15 protein-coding genes are annotated in these 11,904 nt (G+C 37.6%); 13 read left to right on the forward strand and 2 right to left on the reverse strand.

Annotated features, from left to right (window positions below):
- Positions 1–23 precede the first annotated feature (23 nt).
- The 3 genes from X953_RS07975 to X953_RS07985 all read left to right on the forward strand — a co-directional run bounded on the left by X953_RS07975 (position 24) and on the right by X953_RS07985 (position 3,385).
- Complete coding sequence (locus tag X953_RS07975; RefSeq protein ID WP_040955098.1) at positions 24–1,163, forward strand: cysteine desulfurase family protein; 1,140 nt, start codon at positions 24–26, stop codon at positions 1,161–1,163.
- 6 nt (positions 1,164–1,169) lie between these two features.
- Positions 1,170–2,372 carry a tRNA uracil 4-sulfurtransferase ThiI gene (gene thiI / locus X953_RS07980; RefSeq protein WP_040955099.1) on the forward strand — a complete coding sequence of 401 codons (1,203 nt, stop codon included), beginning with the start codon at positions 1,170–1,172 and terminating at the stop codon, positions 2,370–2,372.
- A gap of 812 nt (positions 2,373–3,184) precedes the next feature.
- A complete protein-coding gene (locus X953_RS07985) occupies positions 3,185–3,385 on the forward strand; it encodes an alpha/beta-type small acid-soluble spore protein (protein ID WP_019378565.1) in 201 nt (66 codons plus the stop codon).
- Between the two features lie 211 nt (positions 3,386–3,596).
- Here the strand turns inward: X953_RS07985 and X953_RS07990 are convergent, their stop codons facing one another.
- Positions 3,597–4,397: an NAD kinase gene (locus X953_RS07990; protein WP_040955100.1), complete on the reverse strand. Its 801-nt coding sequence runs from the start codon at positions 4,395–4,397 to the stop codon at positions 3,597–3,599.
- Positions 4,398–4,527: 130 nt separating this feature from the next.
- Here X953_RS07990 and X953_RS19085 point away from each other — a divergent pair, with 130 nt between their 5' ends.
- The 6 genes from X953_RS19085 to X953_RS08020 all read left to right on the forward strand — a co-directional run bounded on the left by X953_RS19085 (position 4,528) and on the right by X953_RS08020 (position 9,071).
- On the forward strand, positions 4,528–5,142 hold the full coding sequence (locus X953_RS19085; protein WP_052350090.1) for a DUF2953 domain-containing protein: 615 nt from the start codon (positions 4,528–4,530) through the stop codon (positions 5,140–5,142).
- On the forward strand, positions 5,115–5,576 hold the full coding sequence (gene ytfJ / locus X953_RS08000; RefSeq protein ID WP_040955101.1) for a GerW family sporulation protein: 462 nt from the start codon (positions 5,115–5,117) through the stop codon (positions 5,574–5,576). Before X953_RS19085 ends, ytfJ begins: the two co-directional genes overlap by 28 nt.
- 86 nt (positions 5,577–5,662) lie before the next feature.
- Positions 5,663–6,163, forward strand: a complete 501-nt coding sequence (gene tpx / locus X953_RS08005; RefSeq protein ID WP_040955102.1) for a thiol peroxidase — start codon at positions 5,663–5,665, stop codon at positions 6,161–6,163.
- Between the two features lie 186 nt (positions 6,164–6,349).
- Entirely contained in the window at positions 6,350–7,354 is a 1,005-nt protein-coding gene (locus X953_RS08010) for a class I SAM-dependent methyltransferase (RefSeq protein ID WP_040955103.1), read from the forward strand.
- Positions 7,347–8,537 (forward strand): acetate kinase, encoded by a 1,191-nt coding sequence (locus tag X953_RS08015; RefSeq protein WP_040955104.1) that lies wholly within the window; start codon positions 7,347–7,349, stop codon positions 8,535–8,537. The genes X953_RS08010 and X953_RS08015 overlap by 8 nt, the downstream gene beginning before the upstream one ends.
- A 21-nt stretch (positions 8,538–8,558) precedes the next feature.
- On the forward strand, positions 8,559–9,071 hold the full coding sequence (locus X953_RS08020; protein WP_040955105.1) for a molybdenum cofactor biosynthesis protein B: 513 nt from the start codon (positions 8,559–8,561) through the stop codon (positions 9,069–9,071).
- A 35-nt stretch (positions 9,072–9,106) separates the two neighbouring features.
- Here X953_RS08020 and X953_RS08025 read toward each other — a convergent pair whose 3' ends face one another.
- Positions 9,107–9,535, reverse strand: coding sequence for a universal stress protein (locus X953_RS08025; protein WP_040955106.1), 429 nt, complete (start codon positions 9,533–9,535; stop codon positions 9,107–9,109).
- Between the two features lie 131 nt (positions 9,536–9,666).
- Between X953_RS08025 and X953_RS20050 the strand changes: the two genes are divergently transcribed.
- From X953_RS20050 to X953_RS08040, 4 genes are all read left to right on the forward strand, one after another.
- Positions 9,667–9,831: a hypothetical protein gene (locus X953_RS20050; RefSeq protein WP_198023329.1), complete on the forward strand. Its 165-nt coding sequence runs from the start codon at positions 9,667–9,669 to the stop codon at positions 9,829–9,831.
- A gap of 174 nt (positions 9,832–10,005) precedes the next feature.
- Entirely contained in the window at positions 10,006–10,515 is a 510-nt protein-coding gene (locus X953_RS08030; protein WP_040955107.1) for a DUF4178 domain-containing protein, read from the forward strand.
- 12 nt (positions 10,516–10,527) lie between these two features.
- A complete protein-coding gene (locus X953_RS08035) occupies positions 10,528–11,196 on the forward strand; it encodes a PspA/IM30 family protein (protein WP_040955108.1) in 669 nt (222 codons plus the stop codon).
- 69 nt (positions 11,197–11,265) lie between these two features.
- Positions 11,266–11,901 carry a DUF4247 domain-containing protein gene (locus X953_RS08040; protein ID WP_040955109.1) on the forward strand — a complete coding sequence of 212 codons (636 nt, stop codon included), beginning with the start codon at positions 11,266–11,268 and terminating at the stop codon, positions 11,899–11,901.
- The last annotated feature ends 3 nt before the right edge of the window (positions 11,902–11,904 follow it).

Raw genomic sequence — 11,904 nt, forward strand, 5'->3', positions numbered from 1 at the left:
TTTGCTGAAATGAGGTACAAAAAATGATTTATTTGGATAACAGTGCAACTACTATACCGGACCCATCTGTAATAAAAAGCTTTGAACAGGCGTCAGCACAGTTTTTTGCTAACCCATCGTCCATTCATCAATTAGGAGGACAATCGGAACAACTTCTGACAAAAGCAAAGAACCAGGTAGCGTCAATCCTTGATGTCACCCCATCAGAAGTTATCTTCACATCCGGTGGGACGGAAGGCAATAATACAGCAATTAAAGGAATTGCTTTAGAGCACCATAAACGGGGAAAGCACATTATTACTACAGAGATTGAGCATCCATCTGTTTATGATGCATGTAAAAGCTTGGAGGATCTAGGATTTGATGTCACTTATTTACCAGTAAATAAAAATGGTGTAATATCTATAGAGGACTTAGAAGCTGCTATTCGGAAAGATACAATATTAATTAGTATTATGCATGTGAACAATGAAATTGGCACCATTCAACCAATTGAAAAAATAGGGGAAATATGCAAGCAATATCCAAAGCTATTTCTTCATGTAGATCATGTTCAGGGCTTTGGAAAGGTTCCTTTAGACTTAAAGAATTGTGGAATAGATCTTTGTACTTTATCAGGGCATAAGATACATGGCTTAAAAGGAACGGGTATACTATATATGAGACAAGGCGTAAAACTGTTTCCCTTATTTCATGGTGGTAACCAAGAACAGTCTTTTCGCTCAGGGACAGAAAACCTGGCAGGAGCAGTTTCTTTGGGGAAAGCTCTTAGGCTTATCAAGGAGAAAGAGCAAACTCAAGGAGCAGAGCTAAAAAGCTTACAAGCAATGCTTAGAGAAAAATTAACTGAAATTGCTGAGGTACAAATTAATACACCTCCTGACGCTGCTCCTCACATCATGAATTTTTCCGTTCCGGGCACAAAACCAGAAGTGATTATTCATATGCTTGGTGAGCAAGAAATATATATTTCCACTAAATCTGCTTGTTCGTCAAAACAAAAAGAAGAGAGCAGGATTTTACTTGCATGCGGGCATTCGAAGGAGCGAGCATCATCTGCTTACCGTGTCAGCATGTCTTATTCAACTACAAAGGAAGATATCCTGCAATTCGCGGATTATCTTCAAAAAGCAATAAACCAATTTAGAAAAGTAATGGAGTAGATTATTATGCAATATGACCATATATTAATCCGGTATGGAGAAATGGCTCTTAAAGGAAAAAACAGAAAGATGTTTATACTAAAACTGCAGGAGAATATTCAGCATAAGCTCAATGATTTTCCTAATGTGAAAGTGAAACGGACGCAGGGAAGGATGTTCATCTTGCTGAATGGACACGAACCTGATCCAATTATTGAAAGATGTAAGCATATTTTTGGAATTCAAAGTATGAGCTTAGCCATAAAAGTGGAAAATGAAGAAAGTGCTATTAAAGAGGCGGCATTATTTGCTTTGAAAAAAAACCCATCTATTCAAACATTTAAAATTACAGTAAAGCGGATTAATAAAGATTTTCCAATACGATCACAGGAAATGAATCAACATTTGGGTCGTTATTTACTTACTAATACGGATAACTATACCGTTGATGTGCATCAACCTGACATGGAAATAAGAGTAGAGATCCGACTGGAGGCAACCTACATCACTTCTAGTGTAATAAAAGGTGCTGGCGGGCTTCCCGTAGGTACATCAGGAAAATCACTACTTTTACTCTCGGGAGGAATTGATAGTCCAGTAGCCGGTTACTTGGCTATGAAACGCGGAGTACAGATTGAGGCTATTCATTTCCATTCCCCACCGTTTACGAGTGAAAGAGCGAAACAAAAAGTGCTCGATCTTGCAAAACAATTGACCAAGTTTGGTAAATCCATTCACGTCCACATTGTTCCTTTTACAAAATTACAACAGGAAATTTTCAGAACGATGCCAGATGGTTATGCAATGACTATTATGCGTCGGATGATGATGCGGATTAGTGAACAGGTTTGTGAACAGCAATCGATCTTATCGTTGACAACTGGAGAGAATTTGGGTCAGGTTGCTAGTCAGACAATGGAAAGTATGAATGCAATAAATGAAGTAACAACTTATCCGATTATCCGTCCACTTATCACAATGGATAAATCGGATATCATCAACATTTCCCAGGAAATTGGCACATATGAGACCTCCATCTTACCTTATGAGGATTGTTGTACTATATTTGTTCCTAAGTCTCCCAAAACGAAACCAAAGCGTGAGAAAGCAAGTCATTTTGAACAGAAAAATGATTTTAGTGAGTTGCTAAGGGAAGCAGTAGAAGGAATTGAGACTATAAAGGTAACAACAAAAGATGATAAAAAGGATATGTTAGATGATCTCCTTTAAATAAAGAAAGCAAATATAAAAAAGCTGAACAAAGATTCATAAATCAAATTGTTCAGCTTTTTTTTATGAAAGCAGAAGGCAGATAGTCGTCAGCAAGGCATCGCACGAAGAAAATGTGTATTGTCATTTTCGAGGAGTCTCCATATTTCCTCTTCGCTACTATTTACTATTATATTTACGAAGAAAAATTGCGTTCGAATACACCCAGGATGTGCTGTGTAAAAATTGATTGGAGTGGAATGGGGCAATCTAAGAACGCCACGTCCTGGGACTGCGCTAACTCGTCCCATCGAAAACATATGTGGCAACGATTGCATGACCAACGTCATCGAAAAAGAAACCCGCTTTTTCATCGTGCGATGTTTCTCTTAGAAGCTTTCCCTGTCCTGTTGGCCCGCGACTCCTGCCGGAATAGCATGAGCTGAAGACACTAAACGGAGCGTAACGGAGGAAGCGGCTGAAGACATGCCGACGGCAAAGAAGACACTGCGAGATAACGAGCAGATGTCGCACTTGTACCCGGAGGTGTGAAAGCGTCCGCATACAACGAAAATCAATGGGGCTCTTCCCCTCAAATATTTCACTGAGCTTTTCATCAAAAAGTTAGTTCGCAGTTACCTCCAACTATGGAGAAACAAAATACGGTTGTACTTCAATATTTGCGGTAGAATCTATGCTTATAAATCATCTCTTCAAGGCTTCTAGACCTTCTCAATGCCTATCATGCTAATTGTCAACAACTACCAGTAACATTCATGAATGTAATCCTTCATTACTACACATTCTAGTAGTACCAAGGGAGGTGAACTCACATGGCAAACAACAATTCTAACCAATTAGTAGTTCCTGGTGTTCAACAAGCTTTAGATCAAATGAAAACTGAAATTGCTTCAGAATTTGGTGTGCAACTTGGTGCTGATACTACGTCTCGTGCCAACGGTTCTGTTGGAGGAGAAATTACAAAACGCCTAGTTCAAATGGCTGAACAGCAATTTGGTGGGCAAGGTCAATAACAATTAAATAATATTGGTTTAGGGCTATCCCAATGAAGGGATAGCCCTTTAAATTTAAAGTAAGGAAGCATAAGATTTTACCTTTATCAAGTCTTTGTCGGCAAAAGTCGCCTGCTTATCGCCTCATGCCGTTTTTAGCAATAACTGTACATGACAGATACGTGATTACAATTATTCGCTTGCGATTGCAAGGCGTTCGCGCTTTAGTGCTTTATAAGAAAGTTCTTTTAACACGGTCCCAGTACGAATTATTTTTTAACTTAACGGTTTTAATTACATTCCCTTCTAAGGAGATAGTAAGATCTTGAATATTTTTTATCGAATATGCTTCATTATCTAAACCTACAATCGGATAATCATTTCCATCCTGTCTAATCCGCAAAGTAAGCTTGCGATCTTTATTAAGTACAAAGGATGAACCAAGTGTACGATAACGATTATTGTTTATTGATGCTAATTCAGATACTTGGATACAAGGTATTTTAGGATCTATCACTGCTCCATGTGTGGATTTATTATAGCCTGTGCTTCCAGTAGGTGTTGCTACAATTAAGCCGTCACCACGAAAAGTTTCAAAATAGTCATCATCAATAAGTACATCAATGACAATGGATTTAATAATGGTGGAACGGACACTTACCTCGTTTAAACAATAGAAGGACGTCTCCCCATTAACTTCTACTTTAATAACCGGAAATCTCCGCACTTCCATTTCTTCGTTTCGGATCGTATGGAGCATTTCGTTAAAATTGTCTAAATTAAAGTCACAGTATAAACCTGACTCATCGGTTCTGGTGATGCCAGTATATAAACAATCCTGTCTAAAACCGGATTTTCGCACTGCTTGTAGGAACGTGCCGTCTCCTCCTATGCTAACAATAATATTCGCGTCCTTGGCTTGGTCCACGAATTCAAAGCCTTCATCCTCAGCTACTTTTCTTAATGAGGCAATTTTATCATCAAGTGTATCATCTGGGGCATAGTAGAAATAAATTTTGTTACGAGCAACCATATTATTTTCCCTCCATTTTTGTTTATCTAGTTTAATTTTAGCATTTTGAAGAACTATATCCTACTATTCCACGATTAAAGTTAGAGAACTGTGGCAAAATAATCCAAAGTAACATGAGAAGAGGGAAAAAATGCTTTGGATTGTAATCATTTCTGCTCTGACTATCATTCTGTTGTCTTTATTAATTGCAAAAATTAATTTGAAGCTGCAGTTAGTTTATTCAAAAAATGAACAGTACCTATATATGGAACTTTTCTTATTTAAATTAAAATTATATAGAAGAAAGACATTGTTTCACTCTTATTCAGAGAATAAATCAATCGAGTTGGACAACTATCCTGTTACGTTGAATGAATGGAAGCAATTACTTCAATCTTCAAGTAAATTACTAACCTTTCTATTGAGTAATATACAATTCAAAAAGTTAACATGGCGAACTGCAGGTGGAGCGGGGGATGCTTGTATTACAGGAACGGTTACTGGGCTTATATGGTCATTAAAAGGGATTATTATCGGGCAATTAGTTGAAAAAAGTAACTTGAAATGTGAGCCATTTATAAATGTTGAACCACATTTTCAACAGACTTTTTTTCAAACTGAGCTAACATGCATGGTTTCTATTCGAATTGGGAAAGCTATACACGTATTTTTTAAAGGATTGCGGCTTATCTCTAAGGAAAAGAGTGAAAATAATTATAGAAAGAGGAGGATTTTAGAATGGAAGAGCATCCTATTCAAGGCTTAATGACAACTGCTATGGAAAACTTAAAAGATATGGTAGAAGTTAATACAATCATTGGGGACCCAGTTGAATCTCCGGATGGAAGTATGATTATTCCAGTGTCCAAGGTTGGATTTGGTTTTGCGGCGGGAGGAAGCGAATTTGGAGCAAATGCATCGCAAGGAGATTCAGAAGCTGCACTACCTTTTGGTGGAGGTAGTGGTGGAGGAGTATCGATAACTCCTGTAGCTTTTCTAATCGTTAGTAAGAATGGAATAAAAATGGTTCACTTGGACCAACAGACACATATTTATGAAAAGATGCTTCACTCAGCACCTCAAGTGGTAGAGAAGATACAACAGATTTTAAAGGAAACAAACAGTAAAAATAAACAAGCCCCGAAAAAAAATGAAGGAAATAAGGAAGGAACTGAATCACAAAGTCACTATGATATATAATGTTAAACAAAAGGTATTAGTGGACAACTGTTACCAAATTATTCATACTGTAGCTAAAGATGACTTTAATAGAAGGGATGATTCATATGGCAAATGTTACATTCCAACAAAATCCGGTAACGTTAGTAGGTCAAGAAATTAAAGTTGGTGACAGTGCGCCTGATTTCACGGCTCTTTCCAATGATCTAAATGAAGTATCACTGAAAGAATATCAAGGTAAAGTAAAATTAATAAGTGTAGTTCCATCTATTGATACAGGAGTTTGTGCACTTCAGACAAAGCGGTTTAATGAGGAAGCTGAGAAGATTGGCAATGTAAAGGTATTGACTGTTAGTATGGATTTACCTTTTGCACAAGACCGTTGGGTGAAAAAACATGAAATTAACAAATTAGACACATTATCTGATCATCGAGATGCGGATTTTGGTGAAAAATACGGTGTGCTTATTAAAGAATTGCGCCTGCTCGCAAGGACTATATTTGTTGTAGATTCTAATGATATAGTCACCTATACGGAATATGTCAAGGAAGTGAGCGATCACCCTGACTATGATGCAGCGCTGGAAGCTGCCAAAAAAGCAGATTAGTTTATAAATTTTGATAGAAAATCTCTCCTGAACCAGGAGGGATTTTTACTTGTGTAAAATAGTAAAGCTTTATTTGGGCTCTAGTGATCAAGGTGCTTGCGCTTTCGTTCGCTATTGTTTCACAAATGTGGCTATGATTTGGTACAATAGAAGCGCTTTGAACGGAGTAGATGGAGGAATCTTATAATGAAAAAAACAAACGTGGAAATACTATATGAATGGTTGGATAATACTGCGGGTATCATACAGCAGCATGTGAATGAGCCCTACTTGGACAGTTTAATATATACGATGGAAATTTTGTTTGAAAAGCATATTCCCGAAGATTTAGATGAAGTATTTTCCCAAAAACTACAAAATAATCTAGATCAAGTTGACATTACTTCTTACAAAACAGAGGAGATTCGAAAAGGGATTCAGCTTGCCGTGTTAAAAGGTATGAAGGATTCTACACAACAACAGCACCTTATGACACCGGAAACCGTTGCCCTACTTGTTGGTTATCTTGCGGAAAAATTAACTGCTGATAAAGAAGAAGTGCGTTTATTCGACCCTGCTGGCGGGACAGGAAATTTAGTAACAACGGTAATGGAACATTTAAAAGAAAAGAAACTAATTGCTTTTGCTGGAGAAGTAGATCCTACTCTGATCCAATTAGCCGTTTTAAGTGCAAATTTACAACAAAAAAGTATTGAATTCTTTCATCAAGATAGTTTACGTCCATTTTTACTTGACCCGGTTGATTTAATTATCGCAGATCTCCCGGTTGGATACTATCCCGATGATGTCCAGGCAGATACATATGAGCTAAAAGCAGAGAATGGTAACTCATATGCCCATCATTTATTTATTGAACAAGCAATGAACTATACAAAGCCTGGAGGCTACTTGATTTTTGTCGTACCGGATTTTATTTTTAATAGTGATCAATCTGACAAACTACATGCTTATTTACAAGAGCACTCCCATATTACTGGAGTCATTCGTTTGCCAGAGAGTGCGTTTAAATCCGAAAAAAACATTAAGAGCATTCTGGTGCTGCAGAAGAAAGGTCAAGATACACGTTCACCTAAACAACCACTCTTGGCCCAAATGCCTTCCTTTAAAAATACAACAGGAATGAGTGATATACTTAATCAAATGAACGATTGGTTCGTCACATATCAAAAGGAGATGAAAGGTAATGAGTAATGTATTAGCTGTTAATGCGGGTAGCTCCTCACTAAAGTTCCAATTATTTCAAATGCCTGAGGAAATTGTGCTTGCAAAGGGACTAACAGAGCGCATTGGCTTAAAGGATTCCATTTTCACATTGGAAATAGGAGATAATAAGGAAAAAACAATTCAGGATATACCAAATCACGAAATCGCTGTTAAACAGGTTCTGCACGCTTTAACAAGCTCAGGAGTAATTCAAAGCCTTGATGAAATTAATGCGGTAGGTCATCGCGTGGTGCATGGTGGAGAACGCTTTAGTGATTCTGTACCTATTACAGATGACGTTATTCAAAGTATTGAAGAACTTTCTGAGCTTGCCCCATTACACAACCCTGCTAATTTGACAGGAATAGTAGCGTTTAAAGAAGTACTACCTGAAGTTCCAATGGTGGCCGTGTTTGATACTGCTTTCCATCAGACAATGCCAGAGTCATCTTATTTATACAGCCTTCCATATGAATACTATAAAGATTATGGCATTCGTAAATATGGTTTCCATGGAACTTCACATAAATACGTATCTCAGCGTGCTGCTGAATTATTAAATATGCCAGTAGAACAGTTGCGTCTCATTTCTTGTCATTTAGGTAACGGGGCAAGTATTGCAGCAATTCAAGAAGGAAAATCTATTGATACATCAATGGGATTTACTCCACTGGCAGGTGTTACGATGGGAACACGTTCAGGTAACATAGATCCAGCACTTATTCCATATGTTATGGAGAAAACGGGAAAAACGGCAGAAGAAGTCATCCATGTATTAAATAAAGAAAGTGGAATGTTGGCATTATCCGGATTTTCAAGTGATTTACGGGATATTGAACAGCAGGCTAAAGATAATGACCGGGCAGAACTAGCATTGGAGGTTTTTGCTGGGCGAATCCATAAATACCTTGGTTCCTATGCAGCAAAAATGTCAGGTGTTGATGCGATAATCTTCACAGCAGGTGTAGGCGAGAATAGTGATGTTGTAAGGGAAAAGGTACTTCATGGATTGGAATTTATGGGCGTGTATTGGGACCCTTCAAGAAACAAGGTAAGGGGACAGGAAAGATTTATCAATTACCCACATTCACCTGTTAAAGTTATCGTCATCCCTACAAATGAAGAAGTAATGATTGCAAGGGATACAGTGGAAAAAGTTCTGAACAAGTAGCTTAAGCAAGGAGGGGATAACTTGTCGGTTACAGAGCATAAGCAAAATAATCAGCCTGTTAATTGTATGATCATCACAGTTAGTGACACACGCACGGTGGAGACAGATAAAAGTGGTAATTTAATGCAGGATTTATTAGAGCAAGCTGGGCACCATGTTGTAATGAGGGAGATTGTCCCTGATGAATATTCACTTATTCAAAAAGCAGTAAGGGCTGGTTGTGACCATCCTCATATTGAAGTAGTTTTGACGAATGGTGGCACAGGTATAGCTGGAAGGGATGTAACCATAGAAGCTGTTACAGCTATATTTGAAAAAGAGATACCAGGATTTGGGGAAATCTTCAGGTACTTAAGTTATAAAGAGGATATCGGATCTGCAGCTATATTATCACGAGCAGTAGCAGGAGTGCTTGGACAAACGGCAATTATATCTACTCCAGGCTCTTCTGGAGCAGTAAAACTAGCGATGAATAAGCTTATTATTCCAGAAATATCTCACATGAGCAAAGAGATTAAAAAGGACTATAAATAAATGCTAGCGTATGATACGCTAGCATTTATTTATTATTACCGGATTACTAAGACGTCACAGTTTGCATAGCGTGTAATGCTTTCGGAAACACTACCAATTAAGAAACGTTCAACTGCACTCATTCCAGTGGCACCACAAATGATTAGGTCTGCTTCAAAATCTTGAGCAATTTCTTTTGCTATTTTAACTTTAGGGGAACCATATTCTACACATCGGACAAGATTTTTAATTCCTGCTGCCTTTGCATGTTCCACATAATTATCCAATAAGTCCTTCGCATATTCTTCAGCACGCTCAGCAAGTGTTCGATCGTATGCTTCTGCAGTGGCAAAGGTTCGGGAATCTACAACATGTGCGAGAATAAGTCTAGCATTGTTACGTTTAACAATGTCTAATGATTTCTTGAACGCTTTTTCAGACGCTTCGGAACCATCCACGGCTACTACAATATGTTTATATTCCATGTTTATCTCCCCCTTCACTATAATTATATACCCTTATAAATGAAGGAACAATCAATTTTCGGTTGGAATTGGTAAATATAAGTTACTATTTGTTTCTTTTTTATGGGTAAACTAAGTGTGGAGGTGATCACATGGCTAAAAAGGAGAAAAGACATACCCCTGAACGAATGTTTGAAGATGAAACTGGCGTAGCAGCTGTTCAGAACCAATTAAATGAAAGCTATCAAAGTGGTGTTATCGAGGATCAGCTTCATAATAACAAAGCAATTCACACTTTTAATAACCAAAAAAATTAAATCTCATTTGATGGAAGAAGAGCATCTTAGCTCTTCTTCTTTTTACATAGGAATAAACTACGTTATAATAGGTTTGTAAAAAAAATATTTTTTGTTATGTTTTTTGAAACCTAAGTCGGGAGTTACTCGTACTAGATAGGGAACAGAGTTCATGAACAATTGTGAGGTGTGGCTATGGGATTCTTTTCCAAGCTTTTTAGCAGTAAAAAGGATAAACCTGAAGTGAAGGAGAGAACTGCATTAACAATTCAAGTTGGAGATATTGTTACTTATGACTTAATCGATTATGAGGTGGTAGGTAAAATCACATATCGGGATGGTGGTTATGAGTGGCTTGGTTATCAATTATTAGAGGGTAAAAATACATTATGGTTATCCGCTGAGATGGATGACGAACTTGAATTAGGTATTTACAAGAAGATACAGCTACCTGTTTCTACGCCCTACCCAAAAGAAATGTCGTATGAAAACAGAAAATATTATTTAGAAGAATCAGGTAAGGCAAATGTTGTTGGAGAAGGAAGAAGCGCTAATATAAATGGTAGCCAAACTCATTATGCTGACTATAGTGATTCTGAAGAAGAACATTTTTTAAGCTTTGAAACATGGGGAACTGAAACAGAAGCGAGTTATGGTTATCCTATTGAAGAATTTGAATTGAAAATATTAGCAGGAACTATATAGGAGGAATGTATTATGTTTAAATTTTTTGGTCGAATGAAAACAGTTGTCAGTTCAGAATTAAATGCTATGTTGGATAAAGCAGAAGATCCTGTGAAAATGCTTGACCAGTTTATGCGTGACATGTCTGAAGATATTCGTGAGGCAGAAGCAGCTGTAGCTAAGCAAATCGCAAACGAAAAAATGTTAAAACGTAAAGCAAATGATGCGAAAGCTCTTGTAGAAAAGAGACAGAAACAAGCAGAACAAGCAATTGAAGCTGGCAATGAAGATTTGGCAAGACGCGCACTTCAAGATAAGAATGAACATGAATCAAATGCCAACAGCTTAAATGAATCATGGGAACGTGCTAAACAGGATGCTGACACGCTTCGTAATAAATTGGAAGAAATGAAAAAGGAATACCAAGAAATGAAATTGAAAAAGGATTCCTTAAAAGCACGTGCTGAATCAGCAAGAACCCGCACAAAAATGAATCGTACCATGTCTTCTATTGGTAGTGATGATTCCAAACGTGGATTTGAACGAATGGAAGAAAAAGTAATGCAATATGAGGCAGAAGCAGAGACAAGTGAAGATATGTCTCAATCAAGCCGTTCATTGGATGATGAGTTTGAAGAATTGAATAACGATAATGTCGATGATGAACTTGCAGCATTAAAAAAGAAAATGGGGAAAGAATAATTATTTGTGCAGGAGCAGTTCCTTAGCTGCTCCTATTCCTTATTTTCATGGTAGGAAGGGGGAAGTAAATTGAATAAAAAATGGCTGATGCTTGGATTTTTCTCTCTCTTGATCCTATTGCTCACTGCATGTTCAGACAGAGGCATGGATGAAGAAATAAGCATTACTTCTGAAGAACTACCAGATGAACCGGAAAAAAATGAACTTATATCCTCTATTAAAGCAGATGAAAGTTATGAAATTGATGACTTAATAGAAGCTCATTTTCCATTAATAGATGTAGTGAATGGTGATACATATGATGCGGAAGTATTTGCAACTAAGCGATTTAATCGGGAGGAACTTGTTTCCTTGCTCGCTTCCGTGATAGAGCCTAGAGAGATTAGTGAAGAAAAGGATCAACAACAAATTATGGTTTATCAAGATGACTTTGTTACTGTTAAACCAAGTGAAGACGACAGTAGTGTAATGGTAATTGAAGTGGCAAGTAAAGAATTTGTACGTAATAATTACGCACCCAGTTTTTTAAGCACGTATTTCACGTATCGGCTGCTTGATAGTATGCTTGGAAACAATTGGAGCGACCGACGTGCCCGAGAATGCCAAAATGGTGGTTGCTATGGCGGATATAGTGGTGGCGCTTATGGTACACCAAAACGAGGAAATACCAGTTATCGCGGAGGCGGGCCTGGTGCAGGGAAATAAAAG

The organism is Virgibacillus sp. SK37, assembly GCF_000725285.1.
Taxonomy (GTDB): Bacteria; Bacillota; Bacilli; order Bacillales; family Amphibacillaceae; genus Virgibacillus_Q.